Genomic DNA, 19,873 nt, shown 5'->3' with positions numbered 1-19,873 from the left:
TCGCGGAACGCTGCTTAAACAGGTTTTAATTCGGGCATTAACTCGGCGGATGCGCCAATAGACGCATCCGCCGCGAGGTTTGCAAACATTTCATACGGCTGATTCCGTCTTGAAACCGACATAAAAGAATGTGCCTACCTAACTACCTAACTAGCGTCCTCAATAAACAAATTAACCGCCGACAGTCGCTAGGTTTACGATTTAGCCGCACTCTTACTGCCCAATAAAATGGTATGGCGTTGGTAGCCATCGTCTGCTGCCGCGGCCTCTGACTCGGTTTTCCGCAATTGCTCGGCCCGGTCTTTTTCTATGGCTTCTCTGAGCACCTCGCGATAAGACCGATTGATGCTGCTGGCGTACTGCGTGTCTTTTTTTTCTTGCGTTTCGGCGATGGTCTTGGTGGGTTCCGGGTCATAACGCTCTTCAAGTTCCTCAGCCAGTTTTTTCAACTGCTGGCTGATTGCCAAGGCCAATGCAGACGAATGCGTTTTGTTGTCGGCCAAATTGAAAATCCGGATCAGTTCATCCCGTAAATTAAACCCGTACACCACCGGATCGCCGTGCTTTTGCTGAAAATCGTAGGCAATAAAAAAATCCAGCGGATTGGTGGGATTTTTATCGAAGAAGATCGTGGCGCTTTCCATCGTGTAATTCAGCGCCTCGACAAACTGCTTCCTGGCCTGTTCCATTTCGTCAAAGATAAAGTCATCGGCAATTTGTTTTACGATGTATTTCATAATCCGCCCCGGCTTAATTTCGATAGACCCGTCAACATAAAACTCGCTGCATCCTACTCTGTTTCATAGATGGCGGGAATCATTGCCACCGATTGTATCAATTTGCTTTGCTCGTGCACCTATTAACCCGGCCCTGTTTATCACTGGTATGCTGTTCGGGCTGAACTCGTCGAAGCCCGGTCTGGTGCGCACTTCGACAGGCTTTTACCCTAGGACATTAGGGCGAACGGTACGTAAATAATCGAAATATTGCCATTTTTCAGCGCTTTTATGCCTAACAAAATGCCCACCCATCACGCCGATGGCGTTCCCCATGAAGCCATGACACCGAGCACACCGGCAAGCGCTTCAAACACAGCGCCGAGCTTTCCGCACTCGCGATCCTCGGCAACACCGCTAATTCTTCCGCATGTCTCGCTGACGCTCCCCATTACGGTGCGCACCACGCATGTGCAAAAAAAGCACTTCCGAATCAATAGAGTGCATCGTTTTTTATGCGCGCAGAGATGCACCTGCTAATTCCTCCAAATTCGGGCTTGCAGAAAACTGACGTAAAGCACTGTTTGTAAACGTTATTTATAAAAATCCATTAGAAGACTCAATAAACTGGCATCAGCATTGCTTAGTAACAAGCAATACTCCAGTGTAGGAGTGGTAAACCAAAACCCCGCTCACTGTTGAGCACCAAAGACAAAGGCGTCTACTGTCCGGCTTGCAAGCAAGTCGGGCATAGACGCCTTTTTTTTGGCCAATTTTTCTCAATTGACAGGAAACGATATGAAACAGAACAGCATATTCACCCCCAAGACACTAGCCGCCGCGCTAAGCTCGGTCGTCGCACTGGCGGTACTGGGCTTTTCCAACCACAGTTTCGCCGCCGGCAAACTGGAAAAGGAAGACTTGAAATTCGGCTTCATTAAACTGACCGACATGGCACCGCTGGCCGTCGCAGCTGAAAAAGGCTTTTTTGAGGAAGAAGGCCTGTTCGTACAACTGGAAGCGCAAGCCAATTGGAAAGTAGTCATGGATCGCGTGGTGAACGGCGAATTGGATGGTTCGCACATGCTGGCGCCTGCCCCATTAGGTTCCAGCATTGGCTACGGTACTAAAGCCGACATCGTCACCGCTTTCAGCATGGGCTACAACGGTAGCGCGATTACCGTATCCAACGACATCTGGAAACAAATGAAAGCCAACGTGCCGATGGAAGGCGGCAAGCCTGTGCACCCCATCAAAGCCGACGCCTTGAAACCGGTAGTGGATAAATATAAAGCAGAAGGCAAGCCATTCAACATGGCCATGACCTTTCCACCCGGTAGCCACAACGTCAAACTGCGCTATTGGCTGGCCGCCGGTGGCATTAACCCCGGTTTTTACGCGCCGCCCCAAGACACATCCGGCCAAATTAATGCCGACGCCTTATTGGCGGTAACCCCGCCGCCGCAAATGCCGGCCACATTGGAATCAGGGACTATTTTCGGCTACTGCGTCGGCGAACCCTGGAACCAACAAGCGGTGTTTAAAGGCATCGGCGTACCGGTAATCACCGACGACGAACTCTGGAAAGACACCCCGGAAAAAGTCTTCGGCGTCACCCAAGCCTGGGCGGAAAAATATCCGAATACGTATTTAGCCGTCACTAAAGCCTTAATACGCGCTGCGATGTGGCTGGATGCCGAAAACAACAAAAACCGTAAAGAAGCCATCGAAATGCTGTCGCAAAAACAATATGTCGGTGCCGACGTTGACGTGTTGGCGGCCAGCATGAACGGTACTTTTGAATACGAAAAAGGCGACAAACGCTCCCTGCCCGACTTCAACACCTTTTTCCGTCACGGTGCCAGCTATCCCTCCTACAGCAGTGCGATCTGGTATCTGACCCAATTACGCCGCTGGGGAATGATCAACGAATACAAACCCGACAACTGGTATATGGAAACCGCGAAAAAAGTTTATCGCCCTGACATCTATCTGGCTGCCGCAAAAGAACTGGTCGCTGAGGGTAAAGCCAAAGCCGAAGACTTCCCTGCCGACACCAGCATCAAGCCGTCGCAAAACTTTTTCATCGACAAAATTCCGTTCGATGCCAACAAACCTAACGATTATCTGGCCAAATTTGCTATTGGCTTGAAAGGCAAGCAAACCGTCTCCGGCGGCAAAATTGTCGACTAAGAAACTCTGGTGGGTGCTCTACACAAGGATCGTATGTTGATGCAGGGACGCATCCTTTTTACCGACACCATTAAGACAAGCGAGTAAAGACATGACTAATACACTGATCAAATTTTTCAACATCACCGGCCTGACCTGGTTCGTACCCTTAGTCAAAATCGCCGCCGGTGAAAACCCAGCCCAACAAATGCGCCAGTTGTGGCTGGTCATGGGCGTGCCCATCATCGCTTTCATCTTGTTTTTGGGGTTTTGGAGCGTCACCGCCGCGCGGATCAATACTAGCTTGGGCGCTATTCCCGGCCCGGTCGCGGTCTGGTCGGAAGTCAGCGGTCTGGTGACTGAACACTATGCCGAAAAAACCAAAATGGCCGAGTTTTATCAACGCCAGGAATTGCGGAATAAAGAAAAGTTGGCCGAAGACCCCAAAGCGGAAATCAAGCCGCGCCCCTACACCGGCAAGCCGACTTATCTGGACCAAATTCTTACCAGCCTGCGCACCGTGTTTGCCGGCTTTATCATCGCCACGCTGATCGCCGTGCCGCTAGGCATCATCTGCGGCATGAGCCCGGTGCTGAATACCGCGTTTAACCCGCTGATCCAAATCTTCAAACCCGTATCCCCGTTGGCCTGGCTGCCCATCGTCACCTTGGTGGTGAGTGCCATGTATGTTACCGACGACGATTCCTGGTTTGCCAAATCGTTTGTCACCTCGGCCATCACCGTGACTTTATGTTCCTTGTGGCCGACGCTGATCAACACCGCCGTCGGCGTGTCATCGATAGACCGCGACTTGGTCAACGTCGGCAAAGTGTTAAGACTGGATTGGGCCACGCAAATCAAACGCATCATTCTGCCCTCGGCTTTGCCTTATATCTTTACCGGGATGCGCCTATCCTTGGGGGTGGGCTGGATGGTTTTGATCGCTGCCGAGATGCTGGCGCAAAACCCCGGTTTAGGCAAATTCGTCTGGGACGAATTCCAAAACGGCAGTTCCAATTCCTTGAGCAGAATCATGGTGGCGGTATTTACCATCGGTATTATCGGTTTCATTCTCGACCGGGTAATGCACTCGTTACAAAACCTGTTCTCGTTCCAAAAAATCTGAGGATACCGTCATGAGCGCCGCCCAAGCCAAAATCATCGAACTTTCCATGCACAAACAATCCGCCATGTCTTCCGTTCCCGCCAACGATGCGTATAAGCCGCTAGTAGAGTTAAAAAATGTCTGTAAATCCTACGGTGAAGGCAAAGATAAAACCTCCATCCTCAGAGACATCAATCTGGACATTCGCGAAGGCGAGTTCATCGCCATCGTCGGTTTTTCCGGTAGCGGCAAAACCACGTTGATCTCGATGATTGCCGGTCTTATCCATGCCGATAGCGGCGAACTATTGAAACAAGGCCAAGCCATCACCGAACCGGGACCGGATCGCGGCGTGGTATTTCAAAACTATTCATTGATGCCTTGGCTAACGGTTTACGAAAACGTGGCGCTGGCGGTGGATGCGATCTTCAAAGATTGGACGTCGGAGCAACGCCGTGCGCATACCGAGAAATACGTAAAGATGGTGAATCTAGGCCGGGCGATGGACAAAAAACCGGGTGAACTGTCAGGCGGCATGCGCCAACGCGTCAATGTCGCCCGGGCGTTGGCCGCCAACCCGGATATTTTGCTGCTCGACGAACCGCTCAGCGCCCTGGACGCGCTGACCCGCGGCAACTTGCAAGACGAAATCCTGCAAATCTGGGAACAGGATAAAAAGACCGTCATTTTGATTACCAACGACGTGGACGAAGCCATTTACATGGCTGACCGGGTCATTCCTCTCAATCCCGGCCCGGATGCCAGCTTCGGCCCTGCGTTTACGGTCAATCTGGAGCGGCCGCGCGACCGAACCGCGCTGAACCATAACGAGGAATTCAAACGCCTGCGCGCCGAAATCACCCGTTATCTGATGAATATCGGTATGGAAAAAGCCCAGGCCGACGCTGGCGACAAGCTCAAACTGCCGGATGTGCGTCCCAATACTAGCAACGATTGGAAGCTCGACACTTCGGCACTGAAACCCAGCACTCGCGATCTGGGCAAGGCCCGTTATCTGGAGTTTGCCAATCTTTCCAAAATCTACCCCACCCCGGACGGCAACAGCACCGTGAAAGTGGTTGACGGCTTTGACCTGAAAATGAAAAAAGGCGAATTCATTTCCATCATCGGCCACTCCGGTTGCGGTAAATCCACGGTGTTGTCGATGACAGCCGGTCTGAACGAAATTTCCGAAGGCGGCATTATTTTGGATAACCGGGAAATCAACGGTGCCGGCCCGGATCGCGGCGTGGTGTTTCAGGCTCCCAGCCTATTCCCTTGGCTGACCGCCTTCCAAAACGTGATGTTGGGCGTCGATAAAGTGTACCCACATGCCTCGCAAGACGAACGCGAGGACATCGTCGAATACTACCTGACACGGGTCGGCCTGGCCGATTCGATGTTCAAAAAAGCCGGGGACATGTCCAACGGCATGCGTCAGCGCGTCGGCATCGCCCGCGCCTTTGCCCTGTCGCCAAAATTGCTACTGCTCGACGAACCGTTCGGTATGCTGGACTCATTGACCCGTTGGGAGTTGCAGGAAGTGTTGATGGAAGTCTGGGAACGCACCCACGTCACCGCAATTGTGGTGACGCACGATGTCGACGAAGCCATTCTGTTGGCCGACCGTGTGGTGATGATGACCAACGGCCCGCATGCCAAAATCGGCAAAATTCAGGAAATTGACCTGCCGCGCCCACGCACCCGCAAGGCCCTACTGGAGCATCCCGATTACTACAAATACCGGGAGAGCCTGCTGACCTTCCTGTCCGAATGCGATCACACCCATTAATTTATAACCGCTTGTTTCCCTAGGGGGCCTTATGCCGCAAACACTCAAACGTCCAACCGGCAAGTTACCGGTGACACTATTATCACTAACCTTCTTCAGCCTGCCGGCCGCCGCCGACATTACCAAAGAAGTTGAAGACGCCTTAAATTTCTACCATTACGGCAGTAACGGCGCAGTAAAAATGGATTTGAACTACCGCTGGGAGAATGTCGATAAAGACAACTCTGTCCGTAAACCCGCCAATATGGGCGGCCAGCCTGTGGAAACCGCCAACGCCAATACGGTGCGCCTGCGGCTGGGTTTCCTGACTCCGGTTTTTCACGATTTTCAAGGTTACGCGGAATACGAAGGCCTCTACGCGGCGCAAGCAGACTACGACCGCGCCGGCACTACCACGAACCGTGATCGCAACTATGCCGTTATCGCCGATCCGGCGCGCAGCGAACTCAATCAATTCTGGTTAAGCTACAAAGGCATCGCCGATACCCTAATCAAAGTTGGTCGGCAACGCATCAAGTTGGATGACGACCGTTTTATCGGTAACGTCGGTTGGCGGCAGATGGAAATGACCTATGATTCGATTCTGATCACTCACAACAATCAGACCTTGTTCGGGCTGACGGCAAACGTCGGCTATTTGGATCACGTGCAAAACATTTTCGGGGAAACCGATAATATCAACGCACCGATCTTGAATTTGAATTATAAAGTCGGTGATTGGGGCAACCTGATCGGCTACGGCTATTGGCTGGACTATCGTGAACGTGCCAACTACTTTAAATCTTCGCAAACCTACGGCTTGCGTTTCGACGGTAAATCGCCGCAGTTTTGGGATACCGTCAATTTCCTGTACACCGCTGAATGGGGCAAGCAGTCCGATTATGGCGACAATCCCAATCATTACCAAGCTGATCGTATCAATTTGATGGGCGGATTGACTGCGTTCAACGTCACCTTGCAAGGCGCCATGGAACAGTTGAATGGCTATGGTCTAAATAAAACATTTAACACGCCACTAGGCACCAACCACGCTTTCCAAGGCTGGGCTGACCTGTTCATCAATCCGGTCGGCGCCGATTCCCCCGCCACCAGAGCCATGGGCCAAGGTATCCGCGACGTATTCGCCACCGCCAGTTACAAGGCGATGAACGACAGTCTGATCGTAACTGGCGTATTTCATGATTTCTCCGACGATACGGGTGGAGTCAAATTTGGCACGGAATGGGATTTCTCGGCGCTGAAAAAATTTGGTAAACATTATTCCTTGTTGGCCAAATACGCAGATTTTAATTCCAATCACCCGGCGTTCCCTGACACCCAAGTGATTTGGATGCAAGCCAACGTCAGCTTCTAGGCAAACCTGGTAGAGACGCAAGCCTGTCCTAAGCATCGCCTAAGGGATTTTGCGTCTCTACCCAAACCGATTTCTCACAGCATAAACCACCCAAAGCATCATGAAACTCAAATTGGTAGTGATAGGCAACGGCATGGCCGGCATGCGCACCGTTGACGAATTGATTCAAACAGTGCCGGAGCGCTACGACATCACCGTATTCGGCGCGGAACCGCACGGCAATTACAATCGCATCATGCTGACGCCGGTGCTGTTCGGCGCGAAAAGCGTTGCCGACATCATGATTCACGATTTTGATTGGTATCTGAAAAATCGGGTGACCTTGTATTGCGGACCGGACAAAGCGGTTGTGAATGTCGACCGCGAGCGTCGCTGTGTAATTGCCCACGACGGCACCTGCGCGTTTTACGACAAATTGCTAATCGCTACCGGCTCTTTGCCGTTGATGCTGGATATACCGGGCCGCGACGTCGAAGGCGTATTGGGCTTTAGAGACATCGCCGACGTGGAAACCATGATAGAAAAAGCCGCCAGCAAACGCCACGCGGTGATTCTTGGTGGCGGTTTACTGGGTCTGGAAGCCGCCAATGGCTTGTTGCAACGCGGCATGCAAGTCAGTGTGATCAACCGTGCCGACCATTTGTTGAACCGACAATTGGACCGTAAGGCAGCGGCATTTTTACAGCGACAACTAGCCGATAAAGGCATTCGGTTCCATCTTGGCACGACAATCGAGCGCGTCAACAGCGAATACGACCATATCAGCGCGGTAGAACTGAGTAACGGCGAGGTTTTACCGGCCGACATGCTGATTATGTCCACCGGCATCAAGCCCAATATCGGTCTAGCTAAACGCATTGGTCTGGAGTGCCAGCACGGCATCGTAGTGGACGAGCGCATGCGCAGCAGCGACCCGGCGATATTCTCGGTCGGCGAATGCGTGCAACACCGGGGCGAACTGTTCGGCTTGGTCGCACCGGTCTACGAACAAGCCAAAGTCTGCGCTCAACAACTGGCGGGCCAGGCCGACAGCCAATTCAAAACCTTGTCATCCGCGACGATGTTGAAAGTGACCGGCATCGACTTATTTTCGGTGGGCGATTTCCAAGGCGACAGCGAATGCCAGATTCTCCAGCTGATCGATCACGGGCTGGGCATCTATAAAAAAATCGTGCTGCGCGGCGACATCATCATCGGCGTTATTTTATACGGCGACACCAGCGACAACGCCTGGTATCTTAATTTGGTTAAAGACAAAACCCCAATCTCCGCGATCCGCGACCGCTTGATGTTCGGCCAAATCCCGCCGGCACGCGCGGCATAAATTCATTTGTACATGAACACCATCAAAACCACTTGCCCTTATTGCGGCGTCGGCTGCGGCATCGAAGCCACCGTCGAAGACGACGACGCGCACCGGGTCAACATCAAGGGCGACAGCAATCACCCGGCCAATTTCGGCAAACTTTGCTCAAAAGGCGCGACGCTGGGTGATACCGTGTCGCTGGAAAACCGCCTGCTTTACCCGCAAATCCTCGGCCAGCGTGTGGATTGGGACAGTGCGTTAAACCATGTCGCGGAACGCTTTAACTCAATTATCGAGCAACATGGAGCGGAAGCTGTGGCGTTTTATGTCTCCGGCCAATTGCTGACCGAGGACTATTATGTTGCCAACAAATTGATGAAAGGATTCATCGGCACGGCGAATATCGACACCAATTCCCGCCTGTGCATGTCGTCGGCGGTAGTGGGATACAAACGCGCATTCGGCGCCGACACCGTGCCCTGCAATTACGAGGACCTGGAACTGGCCGAGTTGATTTTATTAGTAGGCTCGAATGCCGCCTGGTGCCACCCGATCAGTTTTCAACGCATCCGCAAGGCCAAGGAAAACAATCCCAATTTAAAGATCGTCGTCATCGATCCGCGTGCCACCGCCACCTGCGATATTGCCGACTTACATTTGCCGGTCAAGCCAGGTATGGATGCGCTGCTGTTCAACGGCATTCTGGCATATTTACAGCAAATCGGGCGGATCGATCAGGCTTATATCGAGCGGCACACCGAAGGTTTCGAATCGGCACTGTCTACCGCGCAAAGCAGCGCAGGCACGATTAAGCAAGTCGCTTCTGGGTGCGGTTTGAACAGCGAGTTGGTCAGCACTTTATTCGATTGGTTTGCCAAAACCGAAAAAACCGTCACTGTCTATTCGCAAGGCATCAACCAATCCAGTTCCGGTTCGGATAAATGCAACGCCATCATCAATTGCCACCTGGCCACCGGCCGCATCGGCAAGCCGGGCATGGGGCCTTTTTCCTTCACTGGCCAACCTAACGCAATGGGCGGCCGCGAGGTCGGTGGCTTGGCCAACACCCTGGCTGCGCATATGGATCTGGAAAACCCCGAACACATCGACAGAGTCGGCCGCTTTTGGGGTAGTGACAAAGTCGCCGACAAACAAGGCTTGAAGGCCGTGGCCATGTTTGATGCCATCGCCGCCGGCCAAATCAAGGCGGTATGGATCATGGCCACAAACCCTGTGGTATCGATGCCGGATGCCGACAAAGTCAAACGCGCCCTGCAACAATGCGAGCTGGTGGTAGTATCCGATTGCATCACCAACACCGATACCACAGAACTAGCGCATGTACTGTTGCCGGCTACCGGCTGGAGCGAGAAAGACGGTACCGTCACTAATCTGGAACGGCGCATCTCCCGACAAAGGCCGTTGTTTCCGGCATCCGGCGAAGCCAAACACGATTGGTGGATCATCAGCCAAGTTGGCCAAAGAATGGGGTTTAAGGACGCTTTTAATTACCAATCCAGCGCCGATATTTTTCGTGAACACGCCGCGCTGTCGGCCTTCGAAAACGATGCCGAGCATCAACTGCGCGACTTCAATCTATCGGCGTTTACCCAAATAGATCAACAAGGCTACGACGCACTGCAACCCGTGCAGTGGCCGGTCACAAACGAGCAAACTGCGGGCACGACCAGAATGTTCGCTGACGGCCAATATTTCACCGCCAATCGTAAGGCCCGCTTTATCCCGATTGCCCCGCGTCCGCCGCTTAACGCGCCGGATAGCGATTATCCGTTTACCCTGAATACCGGCCGTTTGCGGGACCAATGGCACACGATGACCCGCACCGGCCTGGCAGCCAAATTGAACGCGCATCGGCCCGAACCGTTCGTTGAGATACACCCCGCCGACGCCGAACGCCTCGGTTTAGCCGCGCGCAGTCTGGCGCAGATCGAAAGCCGTTGGGGCAGTATGTTGGCCCGCGTCGATCTCAATCCGGGTCAACAAATCGGCAGTCTGTTCGTGCCTATGCACTGGACCGATCAAATCAGTAGTCATGGACGTATGGGCGCTGTGGTCAATCCGGTGGTCGATCCGCATTCCGGGCAACCGGAAAGCAAGCAAACGCCGGTAAACATCAAAGCCTGGCCGGCGCGTTGGTATGCCACTATTTTGTCGCGCCGTTCCTTGCAAATCACTGGTGCCGAGTATCAAGTCAGCGTACGCGGCGACTGTTATTTTCGCTATGAATTGGCTTCCACCCATCCCGGTCAGGACTGGCGGGTATGGAGCCGTAGCCTGCTCGCCGCCGTCGAGCATCGCGACGACGATAGCTGCTGGCTGGAGTACAGCGATCAGCAAGCCGGGCACTACCGCACGGCTTATTTACCGGACCAAGAATTACAAGCCTGCCTGCTGGTCGGCCCGGATTGCGAATTGCCCGAGCCGGGCTGGCTGGGCAGTTTATTCGCTAAAAGACAGCTAAGCCGAGCCGAGCGCCTGAGTTTGCTGAGCGGACTGCCGCCGAAAGGTGAAGCCGATATTGGCCGAATCGTCTGTTCGTGTTTCAATGTCGGCGAAAAAACCATCCGACACGCGGTGCAAGCCCAGCAATTGCAAAGCGTCGCCGACATCAGCGCCAGTTTGAGTGCCGGTAGCGGTTGCGGTTCCTGCGTCGCGGAGTTGAAGGAGTTTTTACCCAAACCCAGTTAAATTGATAGCCCAAGGGACGATGCAAGCTAAAACACAGTTATTTCCATATTTCCAACCCATCATTTCGGTGGCCAGCGGCAAAATCGTCGGCTACGAAGCCCTGGCCCGCCAATACGACGGCAAAGGCAAAGTCGTGTCCGCCGGCGCCCTATTCTCTTCCGCCGATGTCGATGCCAAAACCCGTATCGAACTAGACAGACAGGTGCGCTGGCAAGCCCTGGAAAAATTCTCGGCCTTAGCCGATACGCAAAGCTATCTGGCGCTGAATATTTCCGCGGCCTGGATAGAAAATCTGCGCCAATTGAATACTCTGCCCACGCTACGCATGTTGGACGAGCTGAATATCGACAGGCGGCGCATCATCGTGGAAATTTCCAATGCGCATGTCGATCCGCAGAAATTAAAACAAATCGTGCAGCGCTACCGTAAACACGGCTTGAGCGTGGCTATCGGCGATTTCGGCGCCGGCGCCTCGCAACTGGAACGGGTGATCGCGATTCAACCCGACATCATCAAAATCGATATGCGGCTGTTCAAACTCGCCACCAAGGGCGGCATCGCCGGCGACATCATTCATATGATTTCGCGTCTGGGCAAACGCACCGGCTGCCGGATCATTTGCGAAGGCGTGGAATCGGACGAAGCGTTTTTATTTAGTTTGAACTGCGGTGCGCAATTCATGCAGGGGTTTTTGTTTGCCAAAGCCGAAGCCGATTTTCAGCAGGCCGAGCTTTACGAACAACATATCGCTTCATTGCGCACTAAATTTTTGAAAAACACGCTGGTCAAGGTGCAAAAGAAGGTCAGCGCCATTAACACCACCAAGACCTTGATTTACAAGCTTGCCGAAACCCTGCAGGACGATTTCAACCTGAACGAACTGGTCAGCTGGAATTTTACCGATAGCGGTGTAATTCGTTTTTATCTTTGCAACAACCAGGGCGACCAGATTTCGCCGGACTTTAATTTCAAAGAAAACCAGTGGTTTACCGATCCGCGCAAAATCGGCTTTAACTGGTCTTGGCGGCCTTATTTCTTTCAGTTGCTGGCTTTGGAAAATTGCGGTGACCGCAATCGGGTCGTCACCTCTGAACGCTATATGGATTTTGAAACCAGCTTGCTGTGTAAAACCCTGTCTTTACGCCTGGATAGCGAGCGGATTTTGTTGGTGGATACTGTTGTGGGCGATTGATTTACCTTACATCGGGTACATTCAAACAAACCGCCAAAATCCCACAGGAGTTTTTTCAACGCCATTACTGGCGTGGCTTTGAACTGATTTAAAACTTCCCAATTTTCGAATCCAATGGGACAGGTCTTAAAATATACCAAGGTCTTTCATAGTTGCATGATTGCAAGATCTGACCCTATTCTCCTCTCCGAACAAGCAGCGCTCGGCTAAATCGAAAATAGTGTTCAAGTTTTCTCCTAAATCGTCGCACTGACCAATCAAATAGCCAAATCATCCAGCGGACTGATGACGCCCTGCCCACCTTGATTCAAAACATGGGTATAAATCATCGTCGTTTCCAACTCACTATGCCCCAGTAACGCCTGAATGGTTCGAATATCCGTACCACGTTGTAACAGATGTGTGGCAAAAGAATGCCGAAAGGTATGTGCGGATACCCGTTTGCTAATACCCGCCTGCCCAACCGCCGCTTTGATGGCCTTATTTACCAGCGATTGATCGATATGATGCCGTCGCGTCACACCCGACAAAGGATCGACCGATAAGGAACGCGCCGGAAACACATATTGCCAACCCCATTCCCGTTCGGCATTGGGGTACTTCTTCGCCAGCGCATTTGGCAAATACACAGCACCAAAACCATTGACCAAATCCTGATCGTGAATCGCCTTTACCTTTTCCAAATGATTTTGCAATAAAGGCATCAAGGTTGTAGAAAACGTGGTGACCCTGTCCTTATCGCCTTTTCCGGAACGGACGGTAATCTGCTTATAGCCGTAATCGACATCCTGCACCCGTAACCGCACCGCCTCAGTAATCCGCAAACCACTGCCGTATAAAAGCTTGACCACCAATTGCGCCACGCCTTCCACGCGCGGCAAAACCTGCTTGACCTCGTCTATGGTCAACACCACCGGCACACGGCGACTGGTTTTGGAGCGGATACCCTCGATGCGCTGGGTCAGCGGCATATTCAGCACCTGTTTGTATAAAAACACCAATGCATTCATCGCCTGATTTTGGGTGGCAGAAGCCACCTGTCGTTCCGTAGCCAGATAACTTAAAAACGCTTCGATTTTGGCCTCGCTGTTTTCAAACAGCCCAGCTCGTTCATTCAGTTGATGAAACTTCACGAACTGCTTGATCCACTCGGAATACGTACGTTCGGTATGCAGCGAATAATGCTTGAGCCGCATGACGCGGCGCACATCTTCCAGCAAGGTCGGCGATTTTGAACTTGACGTAAAAGTGTTAACAGCTATAGTGAGGCGAAAAAATATTATATAGGCAAAGTTGCCCGAATTTATGGCTAATATCAGATTATCAAGGCACATTTGCCCGGTTTGGGAGTTATCAGGACAAAAGCGCCTGAAAAGACCGGTAATATCAACTTATCGGGCAGATTTGCTTGATAATCAATAGTTGGGCGTCATAGGAGAAGCATGTGCGAGAAGAGCTTTTTGACCTGATCAGACGCATGTGCGTCTCCGAGCCAGCAGTCAACTCAACAGAATCGATTTCATGGCATGCTCATAGGGCCGCAGAGAAGCTGAGCGATCTAGTGCTTAATTGCATAATTACACGACGTTAATATAATGACTCCGTTATTTGTATCAATCGGAGCAGGAAATGGCACGAGTGGCTGTATCGATCAGTTGTTCAGATCAAGACCGAAAAGAACTGGAGCGTTTAATCAAAAGCAGGACTGATGAAATTCGAATGGTAGAACGCGCCAAGATTGTGATGGGCTGTCTTGAAGGTAAGCGGAATGACGAAGTTGCTGCTGAGCTTGATATTAGGCCCGGTACAGTGGCTATCTGGCGCAAACGGTTTGCAGTTAACGGCATAAAAGGGTTGCGAGATATGCCGAGAACTGGGAAGCCACCACGACAACCGGCAACAGAATTACGCAACCAACTTCTTATGCGGCTAGAGCAGCCGCCACCGGCGGGTCAAGCAACATGGGATGGAGCATCTCTGGCGCAAATACTCGGCGTGTCTGATGATACCGTCTGGCGCATATTGCGCAAAGAAGGCATCCAACTCCAGCGTCATCGCTCCTGGTGTGTCAGTACTGACCCTGAGTTTGCCCTGAAATCGGCTGATATTATTGGCTTATATCTTAATCCGCCGCAAAACGCTTTGGTTATTTCTATCGACGAAAAACCTTCTATTCAAGCTATAGAAAGACCCAGCGGTTATGTTTATACCAGCAGCGGCCAGATCGTTCGCGGCTTGAAAAGCACTTATAAGCGACATGGCACTCTCAATCTTTTTGCTGCATTAAATGTCGCAACTGGCGTTATCCAATCCAAAACCACAGTCACCAAGAAACGGCCAGACTTTCAAGAATTCCTTGATGAGGTGGTAGCGGATGTCCCTGTTGATCGAGAGATACATGTCATTCTTGATAACTATTGTACGCATAAGAAAAATGAAGAGTGGCTTGCGACGCATCCCAATGTCAATTTTCACTTCACGCCAACCTCTGCCAGTTGGCTGAATCAAGTGGAAATTTGGTTTGGAATTTTGTCACGAAAGACATTACGAGGTGCAAGCTTCAATAGCGTCGAGCAATTGAAACAAGCCATCAAAGATTTCGTTGCTGCCTACAATAATAATGCTAGCCCCTTTGTCTGGCGCAAACGCGAGGTCAAAGGCTCACAGCTACGCAATACTATCGTAAATTTATGCAATTAAACACTAGAATTAGTAGACGAACTGCAAGATTTCTTGGCTGGAAAAACGACCAAAGATCAACGAAAAGCCGCCTACTTCATCATCGGAAACATCGGGAAAAACAAAACAAATAGCGATTGTGCCGAGATATTAATTAGGATCATTCGTTCAGAGCGCGATAAATACGCATTGTCGACTTTGCTAGATCTACTCGCTGAGATACCGATTGGAAATGAAGTCGATCTTTCCCCCATATTCGAACTGTTGACCGATGACCGTTGGCTTGTCCGCTATTCGGCCATTAGCGCATTGAAAAACACATCCTCGCAGCAGGCAGAAGAGAAGCTTTTGGAACTGCTCCAACGAACCGAGGATGCCCATGATATGGTCTACTGCCATTCAACACTCAATCGTATTGGCAGTGCGCGCGCAATTCCAGCGATTGAGCGTGGTTTAAAGTCTCGAAAGCGTGATGTTAAGTTGTCAGCGGAACAGGCCATCGCGAGCATTACTCAGCGCGTTGCCGCCCAACCCATCATTCAACCCGGACTGGCTACGCCAGCCGGTTAATTCAGACGTTAGGCGTCGAATGAGCACCACTATCGCCACAGTTAGCCAGCAATTCTTCGAGTGGGCTGATCGATCCCTGTCGCAACCTATGCCGGAAGCGACCGTCGCGTTCCACTTTAATCTCTACGAGGGTGAAACGTCAGTTCACGTGCAACTAATGGGCACGGCATCTTTCCATGCCGGAGAAGTACCTGAGCGAGACTACTGGCCGGGCACCGAGACCTTCACAACTGGAGAAGAAATCTTCGAGATTCCCTTCTCGGTTGCAGGTTCCGAGTGGCAAGAGTGGGTCACAACGAGCAAAACTATGATCGCTGAGTACATTGCAAACGGCGCCAGATCGAAAGTACTCCGAAGCTCTCTTGGCGTTGGCATCGGTTTCGTTGACGGCGACATGCATGTCCTCTGGCAAAAGGGCGACGCCTAACCCCTCCGTCAAGGGGACAGCCACAAGCGGGCTTCGCCCACTTGTGGCTGTCCCTTACGTCGAACGTTAGCCATTATGAATGACCGTCCACCCCTTAATGAGGCTGAAGCCGAAGCAAGGAAATTACTTGTGGCCACCGTGCGCTCAATGCTGTCGGGAGAGCTTCCGTTTGTTGAGGGCGCAGTTCAAGTGCTTCGCCTCAAATCTCAAGTCGGCGGCATCGGGGATCACGACAAGGACTTCAACGCCTTTGTTGTTATCGAGTCAGAGACCGATCACCTACCATTGGAAGCTCAGCGTCATTTGTGGGCGCCAGATGCGCTAGCTTGTTTGGAGCCGGAACTTGAAAAGACACAGAAGTGGGCAGAGTCCTTTGCCCCTGAAGCATGCGCAAAACTCGTTGCTCGGTTCAGCCATGGCTAACCTGGCGCTCAACCTCGCTCCCTTCGGTCGCTGGACGCTGCGCGATAAAGCCGCGCAGCGCCGGTTAGCTCTACGTTATACATCTTCTGTTTTGGCTTCTTTTACAACCGCCATTACAAACGGAGTATTTTCTGTTCGCTCAAGCGTCAGCAATGCCTTATTTATGCCGTTTGCTTCGCGTAATGCTGTTAATTCGTTTGGCTGATCTATTACATCGTCAGGCCCGATAATATGCACAACCCATCGTTCGCTCATAATTTCAAATCCTCTAAATAAATGTATAACCCAACGCTCCAGGCGACTCCGCTAACGCTACGCGCCTGAGCTAAGCGTTATACGTTACTAAAATGAGCCGTCACGACTGGTATCGAAACAAAAAATGGGATGGAGATATCGAAGCCGCTTTCACGGCCAAGCTAAAGCGTGCACGTGATAAAAGTCAATACTTGCGCATTCAAGCCAGCATACTTGCCGACTCCCAACCAGAAATAACTTTACAACTGCTCGAACAGTACTTTGCCCTTGGTGTGCACTTCGACTACGCACAAGCTTGGCTTGATAAGGCCAGAGCGCATTTATCGCTAGACCAATTGAATCAAGCAATCCAAGCGTATCAATCTGCTCTCGCTAGGGAAGTAGAGTAGCCGTGACAAAGCCAATTGAAATCAGAAACAACCTTGCCCAGCAGGCTCAGAAAAATAAGCCTGTCTTCTGCGTCTTAGTAGATATCTTCTCGCCGATCAACGCGGGAAGTGATGTGGTAGAGCGCGTTTGGAAATTCAAGTCTAAGAGGCCTGGTCATGGCGTTAACTGTAGCTCAAAACTGGGAGTTCTTAATTCGAGACCCGACCCTGTTGTCTTCTGATGCGGCCATGACATTCATAGACAGGCATCGCGTCCGTGCCTGAGATTCGATTGAGAGGGAGGTCAAGGTCAACGAAACCGTCAGCCTCACTGAGAATGCCGGGAAGAAGGCGCTTTGGAAGGAGTCGCTGGAGGAGACTCATGGGTGGGTTCTGAGGCCTAACGCCCAGCTCACCCGACGAAAACCGCGTAGCGGTTTTTGGTCGGGTGGAGCGAAGTGTTATGCGTTTGTAAGCCCAACCAGGCTCTTTTTTGTTTGTTCATACTTATCTCCGACTAATCCTACCGTGGGATGGTAGCGAAATCCTGATTTTTCCTGCGCTGCTGCTTCAAGCGCTACCTTTGCATACTGCCGAGCTTCAGAGATGTTTCCTTCGTTTTGCAGCAAGATTGCACACGTAGCGTTCCAAATAAAGTAATCCACGGGAAACATTAATCGGGTTTTGGTTTTTTCCAAGAGTGCAATGCACTCCTGATAATATTCCTTTAGCCCATGCGTCGCGACTAAGTATGGAAACTCGAGGTAAGCTCGGGTTCGTAGTTGAGGATATTGTCTGATGACAAACCATTACCATTTGATAGTAGAAACCCTTGAGGGCAATCTCTCCAAAGGGATGCGGCAATTGAACGGCGTGTACACTCAAACCAGCAATCGCCGCCACGGGCGGACGGGGCATTTATTCCAAGGTCGTTATAAAGCCATTCTGGTGGACAAAGAAAGCAACCTTCTGGAATTGGCTCGCTACGTTGTGCTTAATCCTGCCAGAGCGGGCATGGGGCGAAAACTTGAAGACTGGCCGTGGAGCAGTTACCTTGCGATGACCGGTCAAGTAGAAATAGCTGACTGGCTGACAACGGACTGGATATTGTCCCAATTCGGCGAGAATCGAGCCGCAGCAGAACAGCGTTATCGCGTGTTTTTGCAGGATGGCATGCAGCAGACTATTGAAATTTGGCATAATTTAAAGAATCAGATTTATCTGGGTGATGAGGAATTTGTAGCAAAGGTTCAACAGGACTTTGAATTCGACAAACAGGCTTGGGATATTCCAAAAAAACAAAAGCGGGGAATAGCCAAGTCGTTATTCGAAATCGAGCGGCAAGCAATTGATAGGAATACAGCCATAAAAACAGCGTATGCCACTGGAGTTTATAGTCAGCGAGAAATTGGAGCGCATTTTAATCTGCATCCCATTACAGTAAGTGTGATCGTCAGGCACGACAGTGATTCTTAATTCGAGACCTGACCCCATATTTTCCGGGTATTGAAACCTTGTTGGCGGAACAACCTAATATGCCTTGGTGAGAAATTGCCGGTATGCGCAATGTTTTAGCACATGAGTATTTGGGCGTTGATTCTGTGATGGTCTGGGAAACAGTGCAAACCCATCTCGATACATTGCAACAAGCACTCAAAAAAAATAATGGAACAACCAAACCCATAAGGTAAGCGCATACAGTAGATTTTATTACGCAGGATAATTGAGGCAGAATGAATAAATGCCGAACAAGGGGGGTCAGGTCTTGAAATATAGCAAAGGCTTTCAGGTATGTTTAATTGAAAGACCTGCCTTCTTTTCTCTGAACCCTTCTCTCCTTTCGACGTGTGCTGTATTTGACGACTAATTTATTTGACATACATCGCTGCCAACAGCAGTAGAGCCAAGCCGGCGTACCGCCAACCGATATCGACTTGTCGCTGGCTAGGCTTGGCAAACTCGGCTTGTTGCAGTGCCTGATCCAAGCTGCCGACATCGGTCAAGCGCCAATACTGCAAACCGCTCTCAGCGGCGAGCTGACGCAGATAGCTTTCGTGCAACCGGCTCATGTGTTCGTCGCCGGTCGCTGCCTCGCTACCGAATGGGGCGTTACGGGCGTTGTAACCCTGTATCTTCTCCGGATTCAAATCCGATTCGCCAAAGGAAGAACGGTGCGGCACATCGTCGGGTTTATAAAAACCTTGGCGCTGGCCTTTAGCATCAAACTTGGGGATGGGTGAGAGTTGGTCTCCGCCGACACCGACGATTACGCCTTTTACTTGATCCTTGACGGCCGATAGATCGGGCTTATAGCGTGGATTGGGCGGTGGCGCTTCCTGGCCGTCGCTGAAAAATACCAAGGTCCGATCTTTGTCTTTCAGCATCTCCAAGGTGTTTAGTAAGCCGCTGGCGATGCGGCTGTCGGCAGCCCAGGCCATGCGCCAATCCAGCGCCGCAATTGCAGCATCGATCTCGGCAAACCCCGAGCAGACTTCGATCGGTTCGAACAGTAAAGTCGAACGGCGCTCGGTAAACACCCCCAAGCCGACTTGCGAGCCGCAAGGCAGTTTCAGCAATTCCTGACGCAGGGCATACTTGACGTACTGCAAGCGACCAAGCGGCTGTTTATCCAGCTGGTAATCCTCGGTGTTCATGCTGCGGGTGATATCGACGATGAACACCAACCGATACAGCGACACTTGCGCCCTGGTTTGCGGATGAAAGAACACCACCGACAAGCACAGCAAAGCCGCAGCGAGTAGCCAGAACCGGAAATCCCTGAGATTTTGGGCAATGGTCATACGA

General features: G+C 51.4%; 19 protein-coding genes. 14 read left to right on the top strand and 5 right to left on the bottom strand.

Annotated features, from left to right (window positions below):
• Window positions 1–194 precede the first annotated feature (194 nt).
• Window positions 195–737, bottom strand: a complete 543-nt coding sequence (locus METH11B_RS0102875) for a hypothetical protein (protein ID WP_020481136.1) — start codon at window positions 735–737, stop codon at window positions 195–197.
• A gap of 777 nt (window positions 738–1,514) precedes the next feature.
• On the opposite strand from METH11B_RS0102875, the gene METH11B_RS0102870 reads away from it, so the two are divergent.
• The 7 genes from METH11B_RS0102870 to METH11B_RS0102840 all read left to right on the top strand — a co-directional run bounded on the left by METH11B_RS0102870 (window position 1,515) and on the right by METH11B_RS0102840 (window position 12,346).
• Complete coding sequence (locus METH11B_RS0102870; protein WP_020481134.1) at window positions 1,515–2,909, top strand: CmpA/NrtA family ABC transporter substrate-binding protein; 1,395 nt, start codon at window positions 1,515–1,517, stop codon at window positions 2,907–2,909.
• Between the two features lie 91 nt (window positions 2,910–3,000).
• Window positions 3,001–4,014, top strand: coding sequence for an ABC transporter permease (locus tag METH11B_RS0102865; RefSeq protein ID WP_026600701.1), 1,014 nt, complete (start codon window positions 3,001–3,003; stop codon window positions 4,012–4,014).
• 10 nt (window positions 4,015–4,024) lie between these two features.
• Window positions 4,025–5,785, top strand: a complete 1,761-nt coding sequence (locus tag METH11B_RS0102860; protein WP_026600700.1) for a nitrate ABC transporter ATP-binding protein — start codon at window positions 4,025–4,027, stop codon at window positions 5,783–5,785.
• Between the two features lie 31 nt (window positions 5,786–5,816).
• Window positions 5,817–7,139 carry an alginate export family protein gene (locus METH11B_RS0102855; protein ID WP_026600699.1) on the top strand — a complete coding sequence of 441 codons (1,323 nt, stop codon included), beginning with the start codon at window positions 5,817–5,819 and terminating at the stop codon, window positions 7,137–7,139.
• A 100-nt stretch (window positions 7,140–7,239) separates the two neighbouring features.
• Window positions 7,240–8,463, top strand: coding sequence for an NAD(P)/FAD-dependent oxidoreductase (locus METH11B_RS0102850; RefSeq protein ID WP_026600698.1), 1,224 nt, complete (start codon window positions 7,240–7,242; stop codon window positions 8,461–8,463).
• A gap of 12 nt (window positions 8,464–8,475) precedes the next feature.
• Window positions 8,476–11,154, top strand: a complete 2,679-nt coding sequence (locus METH11B_RS0102845) for a nitrate reductase (RefSeq protein ID WP_026600697.1) — start codon at window positions 8,476–8,478, stop codon at window positions 11,152–11,154.
• Window positions 11,155–11,173: 19 nt separating this feature from the next.
• On the top strand, window positions 11,174–12,346 hold the full coding sequence (locus METH11B_RS0102840) for an EAL domain-containing protein (protein ID WP_026600696.1): 1,173 nt from the start codon (window positions 11,174–11,176) through the stop codon (window positions 12,344–12,346).
• Between the two features lie 257 nt (window positions 12,347–12,603).
• Here METH11B_RS0102840 and METH11B_RS0102835 read toward each other — a convergent pair whose 3' ends face one another.
• A complete protein-coding gene (locus tag METH11B_RS0102835; protein WP_026600695.1) occupies window positions 12,604–13,680 on the bottom strand; it encodes an integron integrase in 1,077 nt (358 codons plus the stop codon).
• Window positions 13,681–13,975: 295 nt separating this feature from the next.
• Between METH11B_RS0102835 and METH11B_RS0102830 the strand changes: the two genes are divergently transcribed.
• The 4 genes from METH11B_RS0102830 (at window position 13,976) to METH11B_RS26080 (ending at window position 16,445) form a co-directional block, all read left to right on the top strand.
• Window positions 13,976–15,046 carry an IS630 family transposase gene (locus METH11B_RS0102830; RefSeq protein WP_026600694.1) on the top strand — a complete coding sequence of 357 codons (1,071 nt, stop codon included), beginning with the start codon at window positions 13,976–13,978 and terminating at the stop codon, window positions 15,044–15,046.
• Window positions 15,047–15,079: 33 nt separating this feature from the next.
• Window positions 15,080–15,595 (top strand): HEAT repeat domain-containing protein, encoded by a 516-nt coding sequence (locus METH11B_RS0102825; RefSeq protein WP_026600693.1) that lies wholly within the window; start codon window positions 15,080–15,082, stop codon window positions 15,593–15,595.
• Between the two features lie 19 nt (window positions 15,596–15,614).
• Window positions 15,615–16,022 carry a hypothetical protein gene (locus tag METH11B_RS0102820; protein ID WP_026600692.1) on the top strand — a complete coding sequence of 136 codons (408 nt, stop codon included), beginning with the start codon at window positions 15,615–15,617 and terminating at the stop codon, window positions 16,020–16,022.
• 75 nt (window positions 16,023–16,097) lie between these two features.
• Window positions 16,098–16,445 carry a DUF2489 domain-containing protein gene (locus tag METH11B_RS26080; protein ID WP_036275564.1) on the top strand — a complete coding sequence of 116 codons (348 nt, stop codon included), beginning with the start codon at window positions 16,098–16,100 and terminating at the stop codon, window positions 16,443–16,445.
• A gap of 75 nt (window positions 16,446–16,520) precedes the next feature.
• Here the strand turns inward: METH11B_RS26080 and METH11B_RS0102810 are convergent, their stop codons facing one another.
• Window positions 16,521–16,700 carry a hypothetical protein gene (locus METH11B_RS0102810; protein WP_026600690.1) on the bottom strand — a complete coding sequence of 60 codons (180 nt, stop codon included), beginning with the start codon at window positions 16,698–16,700 and terminating at the stop codon, window positions 16,521–16,523.
• 92 nt (window positions 16,701–16,792) lie between these two features.
• Between METH11B_RS0102810 and METH11B_RS0102805 the strand changes: the two genes are divergently transcribed.
• Window positions 16,793–17,089 (top strand): hypothetical protein, encoded by a 297-nt coding sequence (locus METH11B_RS0102805; protein WP_026600689.1) that lies wholly within the window; start codon window positions 16,793–16,795, stop codon window positions 17,087–17,089.
• A 440-nt stretch (window positions 17,090–17,529) separates the two neighbouring features.
• Here the strand turns inward: METH11B_RS0102805 and METH11B_RS27560 are convergent, their stop codons facing one another.
• A complete protein-coding gene (locus METH11B_RS27560; RefSeq protein ID WP_155931066.1) occupies window positions 17,530–17,766 on the bottom strand; it encodes a hypothetical protein in 237 nt (78 codons plus the stop codon).
• A gap of 100 nt (window positions 17,767–17,866) precedes the next feature.
• Here METH11B_RS27560 and METH11B_RS0102795 point away from each other — a divergent pair, with 100 nt between their 5' ends.
• On the top strand, window positions 17,867–18,544 hold the full coding sequence (locus METH11B_RS0102795) for a transposase (protein ID WP_026600687.1): 678 nt from the start codon (window positions 17,867–17,869) through the stop codon (window positions 18,542–18,544).
• Window positions 18,545–18,627: 83 nt separating this feature from the next.
• A complete protein-coding gene (locus METH11B_RS30105; RefSeq protein WP_081733739.1) occupies window positions 18,628–18,759 on the top strand; it encodes a HepT-like ribonuclease domain-containing protein in 132 nt (43 codons plus the stop codon).
• A gap of 177 nt (window positions 18,760–18,936) precedes the next feature.
• Here METH11B_RS30105 and METH11B_RS0102790 read toward each other — a convergent pair whose 3' ends face one another.
• A complete protein-coding gene (locus METH11B_RS0102790; protein ID WP_026600686.1) occupies window positions 18,937–19,869 on the bottom strand; it encodes a vWA domain-containing protein in 933 nt (310 codons plus the stop codon).
• Between the last annotated feature and the right edge of the window lie 4 nt (window positions 19,870–19,873).

It is taken from the genome of Methylomonas sp. 11b, assembly GCF_000515215.1.
Lineage (GTDB): Bacteria > Pseudomonadota > Gammaproteobacteria > Methylococcales > Methylomonadaceae > Methylomonas.
This window is presented reverse-complemented; position numbering and strand designations above follow the sequence as displayed.